This is a genomic window from Micromonospora sp. NPDC049645 (assembly GCF_040675155.1).
GTDB lineage: Bacteria > Actinomycetota > Actinomycetes > Mycobacteriales > Micromonosporaceae > Micromonospora.
Map to the genome: position 1 here is coordinate 89,018 of NZ_JBFAOI010000012.1, position 21,100 is coordinate 110,117.

General features: G+C 73.6%; 24 protein-coding genes. 19 read left to right on the forward strand and 5 right to left on the reverse strand.

The annotated features are described in order from the left end of the window. Positions 1-87: 87 nt before the first annotated feature. Positions 88-1,227, reverse strand: coding sequence for a glycosyltransferase (locus AB0J33_RS24315; RefSeq protein ID WP_363616387.1), 1,140 nt, complete (start codon positions 1,225-1,227; stop codon positions 88-90). 17 nt (positions 1,228-1,244) lie between these two features. Then, positions 1,245-2,228, reverse strand: coding sequence for a glucosyl-3-phosphoglycerate synthase (locus tag AB0J33_RS24320; RefSeq protein WP_363616388.1), 984 nt, complete (start codon positions 2,226-2,228; stop codon positions 1,245-1,247). A gap of 227 nt (positions 2,229-2,455) precedes the next feature. Between AB0J33_RS24320 and AB0J33_RS24325 the strand changes: the two genes are divergently transcribed. The 7 genes from AB0J33_RS24325 to AB0J33_RS24355 all read left to right on the forward strand — a co-directional run bounded on the left by AB0J33_RS24325 (position 2,456) and on the right by AB0J33_RS24355 (position 11,040). Continuing rightward, positions 2,456-3,466 (forward strand): Gfo/Idh/MocA family oxidoreductase, encoded by a 1,011-nt coding sequence (locus AB0J33_RS24325; RefSeq protein ID WP_363616310.1) that lies wholly within the window; start codon positions 2,456-2,458, stop codon positions 3,464-3,466. Next, positions 3,459-4,547 (forward strand): zinc-binding alcohol dehydrogenase, encoded by a 1,089-nt coding sequence (locus AB0J33_RS24330; RefSeq protein ID WP_363616311.1) that lies wholly within the window; start codon positions 3,459-3,461, stop codon positions 4,545-4,547. The genes AB0J33_RS24325 and AB0J33_RS24330 overlap by 8 nt, the downstream gene beginning before the upstream one ends. An 80-nt stretch (positions 4,548-4,627) precedes the next feature. Continuing rightward, positions 4,628-6,409 carry an ABC transporter ATP-binding protein gene (locus tag AB0J33_RS24335; protein WP_363616312.1) on the forward strand — a complete coding sequence of 594 codons (1,782 nt, stop codon included), beginning with the start codon at positions 4,628-4,630 and terminating at the stop codon, positions 6,407-6,409. Between the two features lie 76 nt (positions 6,410-6,485). Further along, complete coding sequence (gene secA2, locus AB0J33_RS24340) at positions 6,486-8,777, forward strand: accessory Sec system translocase SecA2 (RefSeq protein ID WP_363616313.1); 2,292 nt, start codon at positions 6,486-6,488, stop codon at positions 8,775-8,777. A 179-nt stretch (positions 8,778-8,956) separates the two neighbouring features. After that, positions 8,957-9,697 carry a GAF and ANTAR domain-containing protein gene (locus AB0J33_RS24345; RefSeq protein WP_363616314.1) on the forward strand — a complete coding sequence of 247 codons (741 nt, stop codon included), beginning with the start codon at positions 8,957-8,959 and terminating at the stop codon, positions 9,695-9,697. A 325-nt stretch (positions 9,698-10,022) separates the two neighbouring features. Beyond that, a complete protein-coding gene (locus tag AB0J33_RS24350; protein ID WP_363616315.1) occupies positions 10,023-10,508 on the forward strand; it encodes a DUF2231 domain-containing protein in 486 nt (161 codons plus the stop codon). 40 nt (positions 10,509-10,548) lie between these two features. Then, on the forward strand, positions 10,549-11,040 hold the full coding sequence (locus AB0J33_RS24355; RefSeq protein ID WP_363616316.1) for a hypothetical protein: 492 nt from the start codon (positions 10,549-10,551) through the stop codon (positions 11,038-11,040). A 163-nt stretch (positions 11,041-11,203) separates the two neighbouring features. Here the strand turns inward: AB0J33_RS24355 and AB0J33_RS24360 are convergent, their stop codons facing one another. Together AB0J33_RS24360 and AB0J33_RS24365 are read right to left on the reverse strand one after the other, a co-directional pair. Beyond that, positions 11,204-12,154 carry a DUF3500 domain-containing protein gene (locus AB0J33_RS24360; protein ID WP_363616317.1) on the reverse strand — a complete coding sequence of 317 codons (951 nt, stop codon included), beginning with the start codon at positions 12,152-12,154 and terminating at the stop codon, positions 11,204-11,206. Between the two features lie 31 nt (positions 12,155-12,185). Further along, on the reverse strand, positions 12,186-12,578 hold the full coding sequence (locus tag AB0J33_RS24365) for an ankyrin repeat domain-containing protein (protein WP_363616318.1): 393 nt from the start codon (positions 12,576-12,578) through the stop codon (positions 12,186-12,188). A gap of 63 nt (positions 12,579-12,641) precedes the next feature. Here AB0J33_RS24365 and AB0J33_RS24370 point away from each other — a divergent pair, with 63 nt between their 5' ends. The 10 genes from AB0J33_RS24370 (at position 12,642) to AB0J33_RS24415 (ending at position 18,480) form a co-directional block, all read left to right on the forward strand. Next, positions 12,642-13,019 carry a signal peptidase I gene (locus AB0J33_RS24370; RefSeq protein WP_030490949.1) on the forward strand — a complete coding sequence of 126 codons (378 nt, stop codon included), beginning with the start codon at positions 12,642-12,644 and terminating at the stop codon, positions 13,017-13,019. A 113-nt stretch (positions 13,020-13,132) separates the two neighbouring features. After that, complete coding sequence (locus AB0J33_RS24375; protein WP_363616319.1) at positions 13,133-13,588, forward strand: cysteine dioxygenase family protein; 456 nt, start codon at positions 13,133-13,135, stop codon at positions 13,586-13,588. A gap of 44 nt (positions 13,589-13,632) precedes the next feature. Continuing rightward, a complete protein-coding gene (locus AB0J33_RS24380; protein ID WP_363616320.1) occupies positions 13,633-14,121 on the forward strand; it encodes a rhodanese-like domain-containing protein in 489 nt (162 codons plus the stop codon). 50 nt (positions 14,122-14,171) lie between these two features. Further along, positions 14,172-14,720: a winged helix-turn-helix domain-containing protein gene (locus tag AB0J33_RS24385; protein ID WP_363616321.1), complete on the forward strand. Its 549-nt coding sequence runs from the start codon at positions 14,172-14,174 to the stop codon at positions 14,718-14,720. Positions 14,721-14,968: 248 nt separating this feature from the next. Continuing rightward, complete coding sequence (locus AB0J33_RS24390; RefSeq protein WP_363616322.1) at positions 14,969-15,574, forward strand: winged helix-turn-helix domain-containing protein; 606 nt, start codon at positions 14,969-14,971, stop codon at positions 15,572-15,574. Positions 15,575-15,615: 41 nt separating this feature from the next. Continuing rightward, positions 15,616-16,278, forward strand: coding sequence for a uridine kinase (locus AB0J33_RS24395; RefSeq protein ID WP_363616323.1), 663 nt, complete (start codon positions 15,616-15,618; stop codon positions 16,276-16,278). Between the two features lie 164 nt (positions 16,279-16,442). Continuing rightward, a complete protein-coding gene (locus AB0J33_RS24400; RefSeq protein ID WP_363616324.1) occupies positions 16,443-16,841 on the forward strand; it encodes a TraR/DksA C4-type zinc finger protein in 399 nt (132 codons plus the stop codon). Between the two features lie 48 nt (positions 16,842-16,889). Next, positions 16,890-17,762: a DUF72 domain-containing protein gene (locus tag AB0J33_RS24405; RefSeq protein ID WP_363616325.1), complete on the forward strand. Its 873-nt coding sequence runs from the start codon at positions 16,890-16,892 to the stop codon at positions 17,760-17,762. 111 nt (positions 17,763-17,873) lie between these two features. Then, positions 17,874-18,059: a hypothetical protein gene (locus tag AB0J33_RS24410; protein ID WP_112587444.1), complete on the forward strand. Its 186-nt coding sequence runs from the start codon at positions 17,874-17,876 to the stop codon at positions 18,057-18,059. Then, positions 18,052-18,480, forward strand: a complete 429-nt coding sequence (locus tag AB0J33_RS24415) for a DUF2267 domain-containing protein (RefSeq protein WP_363616326.1) — start codon at positions 18,052-18,054, stop codon at positions 18,478-18,480. The genes AB0J33_RS24410 and AB0J33_RS24415 overlap by 8 nt, the downstream gene beginning before the upstream one ends. A 59-nt stretch (positions 18,481-18,539) precedes the next feature. On the opposite strand, the gene AB0J33_RS24420 is transcribed toward AB0J33_RS24415, so the two are convergent. After that, on the reverse strand, positions 18,540-19,319 hold the full coding sequence (locus tag AB0J33_RS24420; protein WP_363616327.1) for a DUF72 domain-containing protein: 780 nt from the start codon (positions 19,317-19,319) through the stop codon (positions 18,540-18,542). A gap of 158 nt (positions 19,320-19,477) precedes the next feature. Here AB0J33_RS24420 and AB0J33_RS24425 point away from each other — a divergent pair, with 158 nt between their 5' ends. Together AB0J33_RS24425 and AB0J33_RS24430 are read left to right on the forward strand one after the other, a co-directional pair. Next, on the forward strand, positions 19,478-19,783 hold the full coding sequence (locus tag AB0J33_RS24425) for a hypothetical protein (RefSeq protein WP_238672152.1): 306 nt from the start codon (positions 19,478-19,480) through the stop codon (positions 19,781-19,783). 9 nt (positions 19,784-19,792) lie between these two features. After that, on the forward strand, positions 19,793-21,067 hold the full coding sequence (locus AB0J33_RS24430) for a cupin domain-containing protein (protein ID WP_363616328.1): 1,275 nt from the start codon (positions 19,793-19,795) through the stop codon (positions 21,065-21,067). Positions 21,068-21,100 lie beyond the last annotated feature (33 nt).

Below are 21,100 nucleotides of genomic sequence, written 5' to 3' on the forward strand. Positions count from 1 at the left end.
GTCCGACCATCACCGGCTCCTCGTCGCGCGGCGGACATGAGCGCTGCCCGGCTACCCGCTACCGCAACCGGCAAACCGGCGCCCGGGTCAGGCCGGCAGCAGCCTCGGCGCACTCGCGAGCTGCCGGACCCGCTCGTACAGCTCGACGTAACGCTGGGCCATCACCGCCGGGGTGAAGCGCTGCGCGGCCACCCGCCGGCACTCGTCGGGGTCGAGCAACTCGGCGGCGAGTACGAGGTCGGCCAGTTCCTCCTCGTCGGTGGTGAGCAGCCCGGTGCGGCCATGCTCGATCAGCTCCGGCAGGCAACCCCGGGCGGTGGCCACCACCGGCGTGCCCAGGGCGAGCGACTCGACGACCGCCGTGCCGCCCGGTTCCTCCCAGCGCAGCGGGAACAGCGAGGCGCGGGCGCTGGCGAGCAGGTCGTCGCGTTCCTGGCCGGCGACGGTGCCGACCCACCGGACCAGGTCACCGTCGACGTGCGGAGCCACCTCGTCGAGGAAGAACCGCACGTCCGGGTTCTGCCGGGCCTCGTCGCCGGCCGCGGCCAGGTCGGCCGGTCGATGGTACGGGCCGACGGGCCCGGCCAGCACCAGCGGAAGCCCGACCCGGTGCGCGAGCCGGGCGCCCACGTCCTGCCCCTTGCCCGGGTTGATCCGGCCCAGGATGAGCAGGTGCTCGCCCTTCTCCGGCCGGGGCCGGCGGTCGGCGTCGACGGCGAGCGGCGTGGACAGGTGCACGTGCCCCACCGAGTGCTCCCGCAACGCCAGCGGGGCGCGGGCCAGCTGCGACGCCGACACGCCGTTGACCCGGACCCGGTCGCCGCCGTCCAGGGCGCCGTAGAGCGCCGGGTGCTTGGCCAGGTCCCAGTGCAGGGTGTGCAGGGTCGGCGGCCCGGCCGGCCCCATCGCCGCGAGGGTGGCGAGCCCGACCGCCTCGACGTGGTCGTGCACCAGGTCGATGTCGTCGCGGGAGTGCAGCTCCCGGACCACCCCGGCCAGGTGCGCCTGGGCGATCCCGCAGACCTGGTTGTACGGCCGCTGCAACGCGGCGAACTGCCCGTCGGCGAAGACCGACACCTGCTCGTCCACCGGCAGGGTGCTGCTGCCCACCGAGGCGAGCACCACCCGTACGCCGAGTCGCCGCAGCTCCGGCACCAGCGTGGCGATCACGTTCTCGATGCCGCCGTAACCGGGCGGTGGCACGGACAGCCACGGGCCGGCGTTCATCAGCACGGTGAGGGCGCTCACGCGGCGGCCACCCGCCGGCGGGGCACCCGGTGGCGCAGCTCGGCCAACGGCGGGCGCTCCTCGATGGACACGTCGCTGACCACGATCTCGCGGTCCAGGTTGGGCAGGGTGTCCGAACCACCGCGACGGAACTGGGTCAGCAACGCCTCCGGCGCGAACCCGGGGGTCGCCCAGCCACGCCGCTGGAGCCGGGACCAGGCCGTCAACATGATCTGCGCGGACATCCGGCCGAGAGCCGCGGTGTCCTGGTGCCGGTGCTTGCGCTCACCGAGGTCGACCTGCGCCAGCGCGTCCAGGCCGACCAGGTCGAGCAGATCGATCATCATGGCCGTCTCCACCCCGTACCCGGAGACGAACGGCACCTGGGCCAGCACGTCCCGGCGGCCCGCGTACTCGCCGGCGAGGGGCTGCACAAACCCGGCCAACTCCGGCCAGAAGAGGTTGAGCAGCGGTCGGGCCATCAACTCGGTGACCCGGCCCCCGCCGTCCTGCTCCACGCTTGCGGTGCCCACCAGGGGCCGGTGGTAGAAGCCCTTCACGAAGTCGACCGACGGGTCGGTCAGCAGCGGGCCGAGCAGCCCGCTGACGAAGTGCGGCCGGAACTCCCGCAGGTCGGCGTCGATGAACGCCACCACGTCCCCCTCGGCGGCGGCCAGCCCGGCCCAGAGCGCGTCGCCCTTGCCGGTGAGCCGGGGCAACCCCCGGGTCATCGCGTCCTGACTGACCACCTCCGCGCCGGCGGCACGGGCCACCTGCGCGGTACGGTCCGTCGACCGCGAATCCACCACGATCAGCTCGTCGACCAGGGCGACCCGATCCATCAGGTGCTCCCGGATCGTCGACACGATCGCGCCGACGGTGGCCTCCTCGTTGCGCGCCGGCAGCACCACGCTGACCCGGGTCTCACCCTTGGCACGCAACAGCCGACGAATCGGCCAGTCGGCCGCCGACGTCGTCCGGTACGTGGCCCACGCCTCCACCACCGGTGACACGCTCGATGTCGTATCCCGCACGGGCACCCCTCCGTTCGTGCGTGGAAAAACCGAAATTGGTTGTTCCCATTCCGCATCACGCGCTAACCGCCTTCTTGGCAACAGCTTGATCACAGAGGCGACGTCAACGGGTTCCCGGGGGATGAACGTTTGATTGCGCACACCCCAGGGGACTGCTCCCACCGCACATGAAACGTCTTCGAAGGGGTGTCGGGATGCGGAAATGCCGGGTGGGTCTGGTGGGCGCCGGTGGCGTGGCACAGCGGCACGCGCGGGTGCTGACCGGGTTCGACGACGTGGAGCTGGTCGGCGTCACCGACGTGGCGCCGGAGGCGGCGTCCACGCTGGCCGACCGACACGGCGGGCGGGTCTGCGCCGACGTCACCGAGCTGCTGGCCACCGGCCCGGACGCCGTGTACGTCTGCGTGCCGCCATTCGCACACGGCCCCGCCGAGGAGGCGGTCATCGAGGCCGGGCTGCCGATGTTCGTGGAGAAGCCGGTCGCGGTCGACCTGGGCACCGCCGAGCGGATCGCCGCCCTGGTCGCCCGGCGCGGGCTGCGCACCGCCGTCGGCCACCACTGGCGTTACCTGAGCGTGCTCGACCAGGCCCGCGACCTGCTCGCCGACCGTCCGGTCCGGATGGTCAGCGGCGCCTGGCTGGACAAGGTGCCGCCGGTGGCGTGGTGGTCGCGGCGGGACCGCTCCGGCGGCCCGGTGGTCGAGCAGGCCGCCCACGTGCTCGACCTGATCCGGGTGCTGGCCGGCGAGGTCACCGAGGTCACCGCGTACGGCAACGGCACGCCGCCGCCGGTCGACGGCGCCGACATCGACTCGGTGACCACCGCCGCGCTGCGCTTCGCCGACGGCGCGGTGGGCACGCTCAGCGCCGCCTGCGTCCTGGGCTGGAAGCACCGCGCCGGCCTGGAGATCCTCGCCGACGGGCTGGCCCTCACGATCACCGAGGACGGGCTGTCGATCCGCGACGCCGACGGCGAACGACACGTCCCCGCCGACCCGGAGGCCGCCCGGGTGGCGGTGGACCGGGCGTTCGTCGACGCCGTCCGGGGCGTCGGCGACGACGTGCGCGTCCCGTACGCCGAGGCCCTCGCGACCCAGCGCCTGGCCCTCGCGGTGGCCGACTCGGCCCGGACCGGAACGACCGTGCGGCTCGCCGCCGCGACCGCGCCGACGATGCTCGACACCGGGGTGACCGTCGATGCGTGACAAGGTGGTGGTGGTCACCGGCCCCGGCCGGGTCGACCTGGTGCAGCAGGACGCCGCGCCGCTGCGCCCCGGCACGTTCCGGGTCGAGACGCTGTTCAGCGGTGTCTCCGCCGGCACCGAGCTGAGCTACGTCAAGGGCACGAACCCCTACCTCAACGTCACCTGGAACGCCGACCTGGGGCTGTTCCAACCGGGCCCGGCCAGCACGCCGTACCCGGTGACCCGGCTCGGCTACATGCAGGTGGGCCGGGTGGTGGAGAGCGAAACCCCGGCGGTCGCCGTGGGCACGGTCGGCGCGATGACGTACGGGCACCGCACCGGCTGGCTCGCCGACCCGCTCGCCGAACGGTTCGTGGCGCTGCCCGACGACCTGGACCCGCTGCTCGGCGTCTACGTCGCGCACATGGGCCCGATCTGCGCCAACGGTCTGCTGCACGCCGCCGCCGACCTGCACGGCGCCGACGTCCGGGCACTCGGCGACGGGATACGCGGCCGACGCGTCGCCGTCGTCGGCGCCGGTGTGGTGGCGCTGCTGACGGCGTTGTTCGCCCGCCGCAACGGCGCCGCGTCGGTGGTGGTGCTCGATCCCACCCCGCAGCGCCGGCAGGTCGCCGAGGCGCTCGGCCTGGAAACCCTCGACCCCGACGCGGACGACCCGGCGGTCGTGCTCAAGACCCGCTGGGCGCACACCGCCGGCGACCGGGGCGCCGACGTGGTCTTCCAGTGCCGGGGGCAGGCGTGGGCGTTGCACCTCGCCCTGCGGCTGCTGCGGCCCCAGGGCACCGTCATCGACCTCGCCTTCTACCAGGGCGGCGCGGACGCGGTCCGCCTCGGTGAGGAGTTCCACCACAACGGGCTGTCGCTGCGCTGCGCGCAGATCGGCCGGGTGCCGCGCGGGCTCGCACCCAGCTGGGACCGCGAACGGCTCTCCGCCGAGACCGTCGACCTGCTCCGGACGTACGGGGACGCGATCCGCAAGCACCTCGTCTCGGCGGTGGTGCCGTTCGACGAGGCGCCCACCCTGCTCACCGACCTGGCCGAGCGACGCCGACAGGAGCTTCAGGTGGTGCTCGCCGGCTGACCCTGCGTCGCCGGAGCCGGGACCTGCCGGACCGGCCGAGCGCACTCGCCGGGGTGACGAGGCGGGCTACCGTTCCCGGCATGAGCACTGTGCAGGACCGGCCGGCCGCCCCCGGCACCCCGAACGGGCGGCCGGTCGGGCTCGCCGCGCTGCTGCCGTACCTGCGGGAGCACCGCGGCACCCTGGTCGTGGTGGGCGCGCTGTCGCTGGCCGGCGCGGCGGCGTCGCTGGCGCAGCCACTGCTCACCCGGTCGGTGCTCGACCGGATCGGCGCCGAGCAGGGCGTGTCCCAGCTGGTGGCGGTGCTGGTGGCCCTCGTGGTGCTCGGCGCGGCGATCGGCGGGCTGCGCGACTATCTCCTGCAACGCACCGCCGAAGGGCTGGTGCTGGGCACCCGGCGACGGCTGGCCGGGCACCTGCTGCGGCTGCCCATCGCCGAGTACGACCGGCGGCGCACCGGCGACCTGCTCTCCCGGGTCGGCTCGGACACCACGCTGCTGCGCGCGGTCGTCACCTCCGGGCTCTTCGAGACGGTCACCGGGGCGGTGACGGTGGTCGGCGCCGGCACGGCCATGGTGCTGCTCGACCCGCTGCTGTTCGGCGTCACCCTGCTCGGGGTGGCGCTGGGGCTGGGCTTCGCCGCCACCTTCGCCCGCCGCGTGCGTGCGCTGGCCCGATCCGCCCAGGAGCGGATCGGCGAGATGACCTCGGCGGTGGAGCGGGCCATCTCGGCGGCCCGGACCATCCGGGCCAGCCGCGCCGAGACCCGGGAGACGGAGGCCGTCACCGGCAGCGCCCGGGAGGCGTACGCGGCGGGGCTGCGGGTGGCCCGGGTGCAGGCTCTGGTCGGACCGATCGGCTCGGTCACCGTGCAGGGTGCTTTCCTGCTGGTGCTCGGCATTGGTGGGGCGCGGGTCGCCGCCGGGGCGATCTCCGTGGGCGACCTGGTCGCGTTCGTCATGTACCTGTTCCTGCTGGCGCTGCCGCTGGGGCAGGTGCTGCGGGCGTACACCCAGTTGCAGTCCGGTCTGGGCGCCCTCCAGCGGATCGAGGAGATCCTCGCGGTGCCCGCGGAGGGCGCGGACGACCGGCCGGCGCCCGCCGCCGCGACGGCGACCCCGCGCCACCCGACCCCGATGATCGAGTTCGACCGGGTGGCGTTCGGCTACCCGGGTGGCGAGCCGGTGCTGCACGAGGTCAGCTTCACGGTGCCCGCCGGCACCCGGACCGCCCTGGTCGGCCCCTCCGGCGCCGGCAAGTCCACCCTGCTGGCCCTGGTCGAGCGCTTCTACGAGGTGAGCGCCGGCGCGGTCCGACTCGACGGCCACGACGTGCGGGACCTGCCCCGCGACGCGCTGCGGGCCCGGCTCGGCTACGTCGAGCAGGAGGCGCCGGTGCTGGCCGGCACGCTGCGGGAGAACCTGCTGATCACCACCCCGGACGCCACCGACGACCGGCTGCGCGAGGTCCTCGACGAGGTCAACCTGGCCCATCTGGCGCAGCGCACCCCGCAGGGCCTCGACGTGCAGGTGGGGGAGGGCGGTGTCCTGCTCTCCGGGGGTGAACGGCAGCGGCTGGCCATCGCCCGCGCGCTGCTCGCCGGCCCGCCGGTGCTGCTGCTCGACGAGCCGACCAGCAACCTCGACTCCCGCAACGAGGCCGCGCTGCGCCGCGCCATCGACGCCGTGGCCATCCGCCGGACCCTGTTGATCGTGGCGCACCGGCTCGCCACCGTGGTCGACGCCGACCAGATCGTCGTCCTCGACGGCGGTCGGGTGGTGGCCGTGGGCACCCACGCCGAGCTGACCGCCACCGACCCGCTCTACCGGGAGCTCGCCAGCCACCAACTGCTGGTCGGGTGAACTCCGCCGCCGCGCGGCCAACTTGGCGGGCCACCGGGCCGCGCGCGGCGGCCGGAATCGCGTACCGTTGCCGCTCATGGGTGTGTCGCAACGGTTCAAGAGCAAGTTCCGGCGGTTCCTCCAGCGCCCCGGCTCGACCGTGGATCTTGCTCCGCTGGAGAAGCTGCTCCCCGCGATCGAGGCGCGCGAGGCTGACCTCGCCGCGCTCGACGACGCCGAGCTGACCGAGGCCGCGGGCGCCGCCGTCGGTTACGAGGAGATCTGCGCCGTCGGCCGCGAGGCCGCCCGTCGCGGCCTCGACCAGCGGCCGTACGACGTGCAGCTGCTCGGCGCGATGTCGCTGCTCTCCGGCAAGGTCGCCGAAATGGCCACCGGCGAGGGCAAGACACTGACCGCCACCATCGCCGCGTACGGGCACGTCCGGCTCGGCAACGGGCCGGTGCACGTGCTCACCATCAACGACTACCTGGCCCGCCGGGACGCCCAGTGGATGGAGCCGGTCTACACCCTGCTCGGCCTCACCGTCGGCTGGGTCAACGAGGCTTCCACCCCGCAGGAGCGGCGCGACGCGTACGCCTGCGACGTCACCTACGTCTCGGTCAGCGAGGCGGGCTTCGACTACCTGCGCGACCAGCTGGTCACCGACGTGGAAGACCGGGTGCAGCCCGCGTTGACCACCGCGATCGTCGACGAGGCCGACTCGATCATGATCGACGAGGCGCGGGTGCCGATGGTCCTGGCCGGCGCGGTGCCGGGCGAGCAGGACCCGGTGCACGCCGCCGCCGCGCTGGTCCGTGGCCTGCGCAAGGGCAAGCACTACACGGTCGCCGAGGACGGGCGGAGCGTGGCGTTCACCTCCGCCGGCCTGGCCGCCATCGAGGCCAAGCTCGGCATCGACCTGTACGACGAGGAGCACGTCGCGCAGCTCTCCGCGGTCAACGTGGCACTGCACGCGCACGCCCTGTTGCACCGTGACGTGGACTACATCGTCCGGGACGGCTCGGTCGAGCTGGTCGACGAGATGCGCGGCCGGGTGGCCCAGCGCCGCCGCTGGCCGGACGGTCTGCAGGCCGCGGTCGAGGCCAAGGAGGGTCTCGACGCCACCGCCGAGGGCGAGGTGCTCGGCACCATCGCCATGCAGGCGTACATCGCGCTATACCCGAAGGTCTGCGGAATGACCGCGACCGCGGTGCTGGTCGGCGACCAGCTGCGGGAGTTCTTCGGCCTCGAGGTCGCGGTGATCCCGCCGAACACGCCGTGCATCCGCGAGGACGAGCCGGACCGCATCTACGCCACCCGGGCCGAGAAGGACGAGGCGCTGATCGACGAGATCCAGCGCTGGCACGCCAAGGGGCGGCCGGTGCTGGTCGGCACCCTCGACGTCAAGGAGTCCGAAGGGCTGGCCGCCGGGCTGAACGCCGCCGGGGTGCCCTGCGTCGTGCTGAACGCCAAGAACGACGACGAGGAGGCGGCGATCATCGCCGAGGCCGGCGCGTACGGCGCGGTGACCGTCTCCACCCAGATGGCCGGCCGGGGCGTCGACATCCGCCTCGGCGGCAGCGACCAGAGCGACCAGGAGCGGGTGGCCGAGCTGGGCGGGCTCTACGTGATCGGCAGCGGCCGGCACGACAGCCGCCGCGTGGACGACCAGCTGCGCGGTCGGGCCGGCCGGCAGGGCGACCCGGGCGGTTCGGTCTTCTTCGTCAGCCTGGAGGACGACCTGGTCGTCCGGCACGCCGCCGACTCGGTGCCGGCGTCGCCGCGGATGAACGCCGACGGCCTGGTCACCGACGAGCAGGTGGACTACGCGGTGGAGCACGCTCAGCGGGTCGCTGAGGGCGTCAACCACGAGATCCACCGCAACACCTGGCGCTACAGCGTGGTGATCGAGCAGCAGCGCAAGGCGCTCGCCGCGCGCCGGGAGCGCCTGCTGACCAGCGACGTGGCCGCGGTGATGCTGCTGGAGAAGGAGCCGGAGAAGGCCGGCGAGATGGACGAGGACCTGCTCGCCCGTGCCGCCCGGTCGATCGCGCTCTACCACCTGGACCGGCTCTGGGCGGAGCACCTGGCCGAGTTGTCGGAGGTCCGCGAGGGCGTGCACCTGCGCGCGCTGGGCCGGCTGGACCCGCTGGACGAGTTCCACCGGGCCGCGGTGCCGGCGTTCAACGACCTGATCCCGGAGATCGAGGCCCGCACCATCGCCACCTTCAACGAGACCGAATTCGATGAGGACTGGCAGCCCGACGACGGCACCCTGGTCCGGCCCACCGCCACCTGGACGTACCTGGTGCACGACAATCCGTTCGGGTCCGAGCTCGACCGCCTGATCGCGTCGATCGGGCGGCGGCTCAGCGGCGCTTCGCGCTGACGTGGATCGTCGGGGCCCCGCTCGCGCCTCCGGGTGCGGAAGGGGCCCCGATTTACGCCGTTTCGACCCGTGTTTCCCAGGGTAGTAGGGCTGGTCGGTCGAGTCGGGAGAGAGCAGACGATGACACAGGTGACGGTGCCCGTCGGGCAGGCGTGGGAGTGCACGGAGGCTGCGAACCGGTGAACCTCGACACGCGGGAACCGGCGGTGCACACCCTCGGCGTCCTGGAAACAGCCGCGCTGTTACGGGAGCTGACCGCCGGCCTGATCGCCCTGACCGACTTTGATGAGGCGCTGCTGGCGCTGGTCCGGGTCACCCGGGACGCGGTGGCCGGGGTGCGCTGGTGCGGTTTCACCGCCCTGCGGGCCGGCGAACCGGCCGGGGTGGCCGCCTCCGACGAGCGGCTGGCCGGGCTCGACGACCTGCGCCACGGGCCGGACTCGCCGGCGATGAGCGCGATCCAGCGCCGCGAGATGATCCTCGCCGCCGACCTGGCCGGTGAACCCCGCTGGCCGGCCTGGACGACACGCGCCCGTGACCTCGGCGTACGCGGGGTGATCTCCGCGCCGGTGGACATCGACGACCAGGTGATCGGCGCGATCAACCTCTACGCCGCCGCCCCGGACCTGTTGACCCCGCAGCACCAACTGACCGCCATGCTGCTCGCCGAACACGCCGGCCTGCTGCTCGCCGCCGTCCGCGACCGTGGCCGGCAGCTCACCCTCGCCGACGAGCGGGACGCCTCGCTGCTGCACGACGGCGTGGTGGGCCAGGCCGTCGGCGTGATCATGACGCAGCGCGGGTGCCCGCCGGCCGAAGCCCTCGACGTGCTGCGTACCGCCGCGTCGTCGCTGGACATCCCGCTGCGCGAGGTGGCCGAGCGTCTGGTCCGTACGGTCTCCCGCCAACGCGACAACTGACCGGCCCTGTCCATGCGGCGGCCTGTCCGCGCGGCGCATTCGGGCGCGCGCGCCCGCACTCGGGCGCGGTGATCGACTCGCGTTTCCTGAAGGCGGGTTGTCGGGGCTTGCGGGATGGCGCGGTTTCCTGAAACCCGAGTGGATCGGTCCAGACGTCGGGGTGTCCCGGCCGTTGGATGGACCCGGTTTCCTGAAACGCGAGCTGATCAAGGCCCTGTGGTGTCCGTTCGTCCGGTCAGCGGCGAGTCGGGCGGCATCGTTTCGCTTCGACCGGCCTCGGGTAGCACTCTGGTCGGGTGAGCTGCGCCGATCTGGGGGAGGACCGATGCAGAGCCGGCTGCGGGTGCAGGGGCATCCGATCCAACCGATGCTGGTGACGTTCCCGCTCGGGCTCTTCGTCAGTGCCACCGTCTTCGACCTCGCCGACGTCGTCGGCGGGCCCGTGTTCCTCGGCGAGGTCGGTTACTGGACGGGCGTCGCCGCTCTCGTCGCCGCCGCGCTGACCGCCGTGGCCGGCATGGTCGACCTGTGGGACGTACCCGGCGACCGTACCCGCCGCACCGCCGTCGCCTTCAACCTGGTGAACGCGGTGATGGCCGCCATGTTCCTGCTCACCTGCCTGGTTCGCTCCCACTCCCCGGAGCGCGGCGCGTCGGTCGCGATGCTGGTCACCGAGCTGGTCGCGCTCGCCGTCGGCGGGGTCGGCGTGCACCTGGGCGCCCGGCTGATGCGCCAGTTCGACTCCGGCCGCGCCGAGGCCGGCGGCCTGGACGCGCTCGCCAGCTCCACCGGCGAGATCGCCAGCCCCTGATCTCGACCTGCCCCCCGGCCTGCTCGACCTGCGAGCCGGCTTGCTCGACCTGCGAGCCGGCTTGCTCGACCTGCGAGCCGGCTTGCTCGACCTGCGAGCCGGCTTGCTCGACCTGCCCGCCGGCTTGCTCGACCTGCGAGCCGGCTTGCTCGACCTGCCCGCCGGCTTGCTCGACGCGCGAGCCGGTCTGCTGGACGCGCGAGCCGGTCTGCTGGACGCGCGAGCCGGTCTGCTCGACGCGCGAGCCCGGCCTGCTGGACGCGCGAGCCGCCCGGCCGGCCCGTGCGCGGCGGTCGGGCATCAGTGCGGCTGGTCGGTCTACCCTCCACCGGTGACCTCCATCCTGGACGCTCTTCCGAAGATCGGCGCGCCCGCGACCCGGGCCCTGCACGACGCCGGCTACACCACGCTGCGGCAGCTCGCCGGCGTCCCCCGAGCGGACCTGGCCAAGCTGCACGGCATGGGCCCGAAGGCGCTCGGAATCCTCCAGGCCGCCCTAGAGGAGCACGGCCTGGACCTAGGCCACCCCTAACCCCGCCCCCCCGCCCCGCCCGCGCCCCGCCCCCGCCCCGCACGCGTCGATCTTGCACTTTCTGCACCGACAAAAGCCGTCCACCCGGGCGATTCGACCACCGAAACTGCAAGATCGACGGAGTGAGGGTGGGGGTGGGACGGGACGGGGGTGGGGGTGGGGGTTAGTGGGGGTGGGATTGGTGGTGGGTTGCTAGGACGTCGGCGCCGAAGTCGCTGGCGGGGCGGCGCAGCACGGTGTGCGCGTGGTTGCCGTCCGCGCTGGTGTTGTCGTACTCGATCAGCAGGTCGTCGCCCTGCACCCGGTAGTAGTGCCGCTGCCCGGGGACGGTCGGGCCGGCCCAGGCGAAGTGCAGCGGGCCGGCGTCCAGCCGTGCCGCCTCCCGGATGGCCAGCTCGGGCGGTAGCCGGTCGAGGTAGAGCGCGACCACCTGGTCGAGCAGCGCGCGGCCGGTGGGTCCCAGCCTCTCCGCCGGCACCCCGAGCGGTTCCAGCGGCGCGTCGACCCGTGCACGGGTGGCGCTGATGATGTCCGCCGGCGCCTCGTCGGCGATGATCGCGGCGGCCCGCTCAGCCGGCCCCAGCGCGTCGAGCAGGGCCCGGGCCAGGTCCTCCTCCACGCCGAGTGGGCGGGAGACCGGGCGGCCGGCGTAGCGGACCGCGGCCGGGTTCGCGCCGAAGAAGATCGGCGCGGGGGAGACCTGGTCGTCCACCACGGTCATGTTGACCGAGAGGTGGTGTCCTTCGAGCCGCCACGCCCAGCGGTCGTCGCGCGCCGGGTCGCCGAACACGGCCACCCAGTAGTCGGCGCTGTGCCGCCCGCGCTGCCAACCCTCGGCCCGGTCCAGCACCTCCTCCAGCGAGATGATCGCCATCGCCTGCGCGTACGCCGAGGGGCTGAGCGCGGTGGCCAGCAGCCGATGTGCGGCCTTGCGGCCGGCGACGTCGAGCTCGGCGAGGCAGACGCCCGGTCGGGGCCGGGGCCGGTATTCCAACCAGCGTCGCGCCGACTCGTCGTCGAACGGGCGCACGGCGCTTTCGCGGGCGGCGGGGTCGAGGGCCGCCAGCAGGGCCGTGCTCGCGGCCCGCATCTGCTCCGGCAGAGGATCTTCCATCGACCCTGTATACCGGCCGGCCGTACCGGTGTCAGCCGACGCGCAGCAGCGCGGTCATCTCGGGCAGGTCGAAGAAGAGCGCGGTCTCGATGGCCGACGGGTTGCCGTGTGCCGGGTCCGCGCCGGCGGCGAGCAGCGCGCGGACCGCTTCGGTGCTGCTGCGAAAGACCGCGGCGGCCAACGCGGTCTGACCCCGGTCGTTGGCCCGGGAGTGGTCGGCGCCGCGACTGAGCAGGGCGGCCACCGTGTCCGGGTGGGCGTGGTACGCGGCCAGGATGAGCAGCGTGTCGCCCTTGTCGTTGGTGAGGTTGACCGGTAGGCCGGCGTCGAGCTGTGCGGCCAGCTCCTCGGTGGAGCCGGCTCGGGCCAGGTCGAACATCCGGTGCGCGAACGCCAACGTCTCGGCGTCAAGGTCCTCGGTCACCGAACCAGGTTAGTCGCACCGGCCCTGATAGGTTGCTCGGCCGGCGCGCTGGGGGAGGGTCCGATGGGTGAGACGGTGTACGTGGGCAACGCGGGCGTCGACGGCGCCACCAACGCGGGTTGGCTGCTCGGTCACTTCGCGCCGCCGGGGGAGATCCGGCACAGCACCGACGTCGAGGTGAAGTGGGGCGTGCATCCGCCCGGGCAGGCCCGGTCCAGGTGGGCGACCGGCGAGGTGCGGACCACTCTGCTCGTACTCGTCGAGGGGTGTTTCCGGGTGGAGCTGCCGGACCGGACGGTACGGCTGGCCGCGCCCGGCGACTACGTGGTGTGGGCCCGTGGGGTGGACCACTCCTGGTTCGCCGAGCGCGCCTCGGTGGTGTTGACCGTGCGCTGGCCGTCGCTGCCGGGCTATCGGGCGGACCCGCCGGTGCTGCGTTGATCGACCGGCGCGGCCGAACTCGCGTCCCAACAGACGGAATTACCTACTAAACCTATAGGCTTTGCCGTCTAGAGTACGGGAGCACCCCGCCGAACGACCCGCGAGGAACCGCCATGACGCACCACCGTCCGGAGCCCGACCTGCTCACCGTCGCCGCCGGCTGGGCCGATCCGGCCGGCTGGCCGGTCACGTTGCGCTTCGACCCCACGGAGCGCTGGTACGCCCGCCTCGCCGCCAACGACGAGCACGAGGTGTGGGCGCTGAGCTGGCTGCCGGGACAGGGCACCGACCTGCACGATCACGGTGGCTCCTCCGGGGCGTTCCGGGTGGTCGCTGGCGTGCTCACCGAGCAGACGGTCGCCGCCGGCCGACTGCGCCCCCGACTGCTTCCCGCCGGCGCGGGTCGCCGCTTCGGCCCCCGCCACGTGCACCAGGTGACCAACCGGGGCGCGGAGCCGGCGGTCAGTGTGCACGTCTACCGGCCGGCGCTGCTGCGGATGACCCGCTACCACCTGCTGGACGGGCGGCTGCGGGTCGCCGAGGTCGCCGAGGCCGGCCGGTCCTGGTAGCCCGCGCGGAACCGAGATCCCCTGTCACCCGGAAGGAACCGAGAATGCCGACAACCGCCGCGCAGTGTCCCGCCCCCGTGCCGCCGCCGGGCTCCCGGGGCATCGACGAGATCCTGACCGCCGCGCGGGACCGACTGCACCGACTGGACCCGGAGCGGGCGCACCTGGCGTACCGGGCCGGAGCGCTGCTGGTCGACATCCGCCCGGCCGCGCAACGAGCCGCGCACGGCGTGGTGCCGGGCTCGCTCACCGTCGAGCGCAACGTGCTGGAGTGGCGCTTCGACCCCCGCTGCCCGGCCCGGCTGCCGCAGGCCGTCGACTACGACGTACCGGTGATGATCCTCTGCCAGGAGGGCTACACCTCGTCGCTGGCCGCCGCCGCGCTGCAGGACCTCGGCCTGCACCGGGCCACCGACGTGATCGGTGGGTTCGCGGCCTGGCGGATCGCCGGCCTGCCGGCGCTCGGCCCGACCCCCCTGCACCGTTCCTCGCCCCTCGCGTCCCCGGTCAACGCCGGGTGGGCGCGCCACTGACCGTCACGCCACACCCGGCGTGGCGGGCGTACCGCCACTCAGGAGGCACCATGTCCGTCGTCGCCATCCCCACGCGCCGCCACCCGGGGGTGCGCCCGGCCCGACCGCGCACCGGTCCGACCCTGACCATCACCCTCGACCTCACCCCGGGGCCGCTGAGCCCCCGGCTGGCCCGGTTGGTGCAGTTGCTCGGCGAGCTGGCCGAATCGGGCGAGGGTCAACTGCGTGCCGCGCAGGACGGGGCGCCGGCGCCGCTGCCGGCCGTGCGCCCCGCCACCGCAGGGCCGTCCGCCGAGGCGGGCCACATCCGCATCCTGGCCGGCTCGCGGGTGGTCCGCCACGGCGGCCAGGTCATCCCGCTGACCCGCATCGAGTACGAGCTGCTGCTGTTCCTCGCCGAGCGGCCCCGCCGGGTCTTCACACGCCTGCAACTGCTCTCCAGCGTCTGGGGCTACGAGCACGCGGTGGCCCGGACGGTGGACGTGCACGTGCGCCGGCTGCGCGCCAAGCTGACCGGCTCGGAGGTGGTCACCACGGTCTACGGGGTCGGTTACCGGCTGGCCGACGATGCCCCGATCAGCGTGGATCACAGCAGCTGAACGCCGGTCCGGCGGTGAGGTGACCAGCCTGGTGAACCGGTCGGGGACCCCCGTAACGGGGCATCTCGGCGACTCTGCTGTAATCATCAGGCCTCGTACGCAGAGCGAGCATCCGGCTCCGATGTGTTCGTCAATTGTCACATTCATGCAACGTAGCCGCCTCTTGACCCTCGCCCAGGCGCCGGGAAGCATCGATGAAGCGGCGTCCCGGGCCGTGGGGAGATACCCGGACCAGCCCAAGGAGGACCATGTCGGTCAGCCCCGCCTCGTCGCGCGCCGGATGGCATACGTCCCAACCCGCGGTGCCCGGTCGACCTCCTGGCGGTCAGCGTCGCCCGGCGAACACCGCCGCGCCCGTGCTCACCGTGACGCTGTCCATCCCACTGGCCTGTGAGGAGTCGCTGACCCCGGCGGCACGTCGGCTGCTGGAGGCCGCCCGGGAAATGCTGGAACGGGGCGAGGGCGTGATCATCGGGTCGGTCCCGGCCGAACGCCGGCCCGACCAGGCGCCCGCCGGCCGGGCGTCGGCCCGCCCGCTCAGCTCGACGATTCCCGCCCTGCACATCCTCGCCTCGTCGCGCTCGGTGCTGCGCGACGAGGAGCCGCTGCCGCTGACCCGGCTGGAGTTCGACCTGCTGCTGCACCTGGTCGCCCACCCGCGCCGGGTGTTCACCCGGCTGCAACTGCTCAACGCCGTCTGGGGCTACGAGCACGCCGGCGTGCGTACCGTCGACGTGCACGTGCGCCGGCTGCGCGGCAAGGTCGGCGTGGACGTCCCGCTGGTCACCACCGTCTACGGCGTGGGCTACCGGCTGGCCGACGACGCCCGGGTCACCATCGACCGCACCGGCTGACCGGCGTCACCGACCACCCGCGGCCGGGGCAGGATGGTCCGGTGCGCATCCGCCCCATCTCGCCCGACCTGCTCGTCACCGAGCTGACCGGCCGGCTGGCCGACGCGGCGACCCGCGCCGCGACCGCCGCCGCCGGGCCCGCGCGGCTGCGGGTGGCGGTCGACGGCGCCCCCGCCGCCAGGGCGGACGAGCTGGCCGCCGCGCTTGTCGACCCCCTGCGCGCCCAGGGTCACCCGGTGCTGCACGTCCGCGCCACCGACTTCCTCCGCCCCGCGTCGCTGCGCTTCGAGTTGGGGCGTACCAACCCGGGCTCCTTCTACGAGGGCTGGGTCGACGAGGCCGGACTGCGCCGCGAGGTGCTCGATCCGGCCGGCCCGGGTGGTACCGGCCGGCTCCTCCCGTCGCTGTGGGACGCCGACGCCGACCGGGCCAGCCGCGCCCACTACGTCGACCTGGCACCCGGTGGCGTCGTGTTGGTCAGCGGTTCGCTGCTGCTCGGCGGCGGTCTGCCCTTCGACGTCACCGTCCACCTGGAGCTGTCCCCGGCGGCGTTGCGCCGACGCACCGAACCGGCCCAGTACTGGGCGCTGCCGGCCTTCGACCGGTACGCCGAGGAGGTCGTCCCGGCGAGCTTCGCCGACGTGGTGGTACGGGCCGACGACCCCCGCCGGCCCGCGCTCGTGGAGCCCGGCGGGGACGACTGACGAGCACCGAGAATTTGTCGGTTTGCGCGGCCGATCCGGCGGGTACTCGCCCGGCTCACAGAGCGCGGGTGATCGCCCGCGTACCGAACGCGACCGTGACCGGGGCTCCGCGCCGCCGGCGCCCGGTTCACCTTGAGCCACAGGCCCAGGAAAGGCAGGCAGCGATGCTCGTCCACGACACGGTCGGTGCGACCCGGTCCCAGACGGAGATCGATCAGATCCGGCAGTCCCTCCAGGCGCGCTACGACGAGCTGACCGAGGAGTACAACCAGGCCGTGCTCCAGAGCCAGGTGCTGCGTCTGGTGGAGGTCGGCGACACCGCCGGCGACGACCAGGCCGACAGTGGCACCAAGACGGCCGAGCGGGACACCGCCCAGTCCCTGTTGCGCACCATCCTCGACCGCCGTGGCCAGTACGAGCACGCCCTCGGCCGGCTGGAGGAGGGCACCTACGGCTGGTGCGAGGGCTGCGCGGCGGCGATTCCGGTGGAGCGGCTGGAAATCTTCCCGTCCGCCACCACCTGCGTGGCGTGCAAGCAGACCCGCGAGCGGCGGGCGGCCTGAGCGAGACCAGCGGTTGCCGGTCGGTCCGCGACGCGATGGACTTCAGCCATGGGTGACATCCTGGTGGGCACCGCGTCCTGGACCGACCGCACCCTGCTGGACTCGGGGTGGTATCCGCAGACCGCCGACACCCCGGAGAAGCGGCTGGCCTACTACGCCCGGAAGTTTCCGCTGGTCGAAGTGGACGCGACCTACTACTCGCCGCCGGCCGAGGCGACCGCGCGGCTGTGGGCCGAGCGCACCCCGGCCGGCTTCACCTTCAACATCAAGGCGTTCAGCCTGCTGACCGGGCACCCCACCCGGGTGAGCGCCATCTACAAGGACCTGCGCCCGGAGACCGACAAGAAGAACGTCTACCCCGACGACCTGCCCGCGCAGTCGTACGAGGAGGTGTGGACGCGCTTCCTGTCCGCGCTGGACCCGCTGGTGGAGGCGGGCAAGCTGGGCGCGCTGCTGTTCCAGTTCCCGCCCTGGTTCACCATCAAGCGGGCCAACAAGCAGTACCTGCTGGAGGTGGCGAAGCGCTGCGCGCCGCTGCGTCCGGTGTTCGAGTTCCGGCATGCCTCCTGGTTCGACGGCGACAACGCCGAGGAGACCCTGACCTTCCTGCGCGAGCACCAGCTGCCGTACGTCTGCGTGGACATGCCGCAGGGCCACCGCTCGTCGCTGCCCCCGGTGCTGGCCGCCACCGCGGACCTCGCGGTCATGCGCTTCCACGGTCACAGCGACAAGTGGACCAGCAAGGACATTCACGAGAAGTTCGGCTACCACTACTCCAAGCGGGAGCTGGCCGACTGGGCGCCGAAGCTGCGCGAGCTGGCCGACGAGGCCGGGCAGACCCACGTGCTCATGAACAATTGCTACCGCGACTACGCGCAGACCAACGCCGCGACCCTCGCGGATCTCCTCAACGTCGACTGACCTCACCCGATCGGGGTGAGGCCGCCTCACCCGACCCGGGAGCAGGGTGGACGCGGTGGGTACGGCCGTCCGCGGCCGGCCGACACCGGAGACGACACGGAGGTGACGGGGATGACGGTTCGACTGGTGACGGATCGACGGCGCGGTGCCGTCCTGCACGTGGTCGGCACGGCCGACAACGCCCGGCGCGCCCCGCAGGGCAGCCCGGTGCGGGCCCGCCGTGGCCCGGTGGGGCCGCCGCGCCGCGCCGACGACCGACGGTGGGACACCACGGAACGGGGGTCGACCGATGGCTGACGCGATGATCTCAGCGTTCGAGTCCTCGCTGGACAAGACGAACCTCATTCTCAAGGACATCGAGAACGCCTACGGCTGGCCGAAGGAGCGACGCAACCAGTCGTACGCGGCCCTGCGCACGGTGCTGCACCTGCTGCGCGACCGGCTGCCGGTGGACGAGAGCGTGGAGTTCGCCCAGCAGCTGCCGGTGCTGGTCCGGGGAATCTACTTCGACGGCTGGGTGCCGTCCGACGTGCCGATCAAGCTCAACCGCGACGACTTCCTCTACGAGGTGCGGCAGGGCTTCCCGTACGACGCGGAGGGTGGCGCGGAGCGGGTGACGCAGGTGGTGCTGGACACGCTGCGCCGCCATGTCACCCAGGGTGAGTGGCAGGACGTGAAGGACACCATGCCCAAGGACCTCGCCGTGATGATGCCGTGACGGTGTGACACCGTGAGCCCGCCCGACCACCGTCGGGCGGGCTCAGTCGTCGGGCGGGCTCAGTCGTCGGAGGCGTCCGCCTCGGCGGCGCTCGGCACCCGCGACACCGGATGCCCGGCCCGGCGGGCCAACGCGGCGAACGCCACGGCGTCCACGATCGCGGCGCCACCCGGGTCGTTGTTGAAATAGACGTACGCCGGCTCGCCCGCGCCGAAGGCGTCGGTCAGCCGGCTCACCCAGGACCGCAACGCGGCACGCCCGTAGTGCGGCCACGGCCGCGCCCGACCCTCGTGCAGCCGCAGGTACCCGAAGTCGGTGGTGCGCCAGCGTGGGGCGACCGGCCGACCCAGCCGGTCCGCCCAGACCAGCGCCGCCCGACGCCGCTCCAGCACCGCCCGGGTGGCGTCGGTCCACCAGGAGGGGTGCCGGGGCTCGACCGCGACCCGCACCTCGGCCGGAAACAGGCGCAACGTCGCGTCGAGCGCCTCGACGTCCGCCCGCAGGTTCGGTGGTAGTTGCAGCAGCACCGGACCCAGCCGGTCACCGAGCGCGGTGGCGCGACCGAGGAACCGGGCCACCGGCTCGGCCGGATCCCGGAGCCGCTTGATGTGGGTGAGGTAGCGGCTCATCTTCACCGCCACGCAGAAATCCGCCGGGGTCCGTGCCCGCCAGGCGGCGAAGGTGTCCCGCTCGGGCAGCCGGTAGAAGGCGTTGTTCACCTCCACCGTGGCGAACCCGGCGGCGAAGTGCTCCAGCCAGAGTCGCTGCGGCAACCGCTGCGGGTAGAAGCGTCCGCGCCAGTCCCGGTACTGCCAGCCGGACGTGCCCACCAGGATCACCGCCCCATCCTGGCACTCTCCGCCGCCGCTCGCGAACTGCCCGTGTCGCCCCGGTTCGGCGTCTACGGTGAGGGTTAGAGAAGATCGCGCGTGGGGTACCACCCGCAGCATGACGGACCCCGGCGCTACGGCGGGGCGGCACACCCGAGGGAGTACCGATGGCACTCAACGATGACGACATGCAGACCACCGGGGGCGGCGGCGCGGAGGGCCCGGCCGACGGCGGCGCGACCCCCGGTCAGCACGACGGTGGTGCCGACGGCGGCGCGGAGGGCCCCGCCGACGGCGGTGCCACCCCGGGCCAGCACGACGGTGGTGCCGACGGCGGCGCGGAGGGCCCCGCCGACGGTGGCGCCACCCCGGGCCAGCACGACGGTGGTGCCGACGGCGGCGCGGAGGGCCCCGCCGACGGTGGCGCCACCCCGGGCCAGCAGGACGGTGGCGCCGACGGCAGCGCCCGGTAGCGGCACGCCATGACGTACCTCGACCCGCCGGGCGGCCACCACCGCCCGGCGGTTCCGTCCCCGGACGCCGCCGCGGCGCTGGCCCGCTGCGTCTCGGTCGAACCGGCCAAGTTCGCCGCGGCGCACTGGGGCCACACGCCGCTGCTGTCCCGCGCGGCCGAACTGCCCGACCCGGCTGGCTTCACCGACCTGTTCAGCCCCGCCGACGCCGACGAGCTGCTGAGCCGGCGCGGTCTGCGTACCCCGTTTCTGCGCGTCGCCAAGGACGGCCAACTGGTCGCGGCGGCGCGCTGGACCGGCGGCGGCGGCGCGGGCGCCGAGATCGGCGACCAGGTGCTCGACGAGCGGGTCCTGGAGCAGTACGCCTCCGGCGCCACCCTGGTGTTGCAGGGTCTGCACCGGATCTGGCCGCCGCTCGTCGACTTCGCCAGGGACCTGGGCCTTGCGCTCAACCAGCCACTGCAGATCAACGCGTACCTCACCCCGGCCGGCAGTCAGGGTTTCGCCACCCACTACGACACCCACGACGTGTTCGTGCTTCAGGTCGACGGCCGCAAGCACTGGCGGATCCACCCGCCGGTGCTGCCCGACCCGCTGGAGAAGCAGCCGTGGGGCGGACGCGCCGACGAGGTCGGGGCCACCGCGCAGGGGCCGGCCGCGCTGGACGTGGTGCTCGCTCCCGGCGACGCCCTCTACCTGCCCCGGGGGTGGCTGCACAGCGCGCAGGCGCAGGACGCCAGCTCGCTGCACCTGACCGTGGGCGTCCGCGCGCTCACCCGCTACGCCCTGGTCGAGGAGTTGTTGGCGCTGGCCGCGGAGGACCAGCGGCTGCGGGCCAGCCTGCCGTTCGGCACCGACGTCGCCGACCCGGACGCGATCGAGCCGGAGCTGACCGAGACCGTGGAGGCTCTGCGGGACTGGCTGCTGCGCGCCGACCCGGGCGCGGTCGCCGCGCGCCTGCGCCAGCGCGCCTGGCGGGCCGCACGCCCGGCGCCGATCCGACCACTGGCCCAGGCCGACGCGCTGGCCACCCTGAACGCCGACTCCCGGGTCACCCTGCGGCCGGGTCTGCGCTGGCAGCTGGTGCCGCACGATCCGCAGACGGTGGCGGTGCGGCTCTTCGATCGCACCATCACCCTGCCGGCGAGCTGCGAGCCGGCGGCCCGCGCCCTGCTCACCGGCACCGTCACCCGGGTCGGTGACCTGCCCGGCCTGCCCGACGACGCGGACCGGGTCACCCTGGCCCGCCGGCTGCTCCGCGAGGCCGTGCTCGTCCCGGCCTGAGACCCGCCGGGCGATCGACTCGCGTTTCAGGAA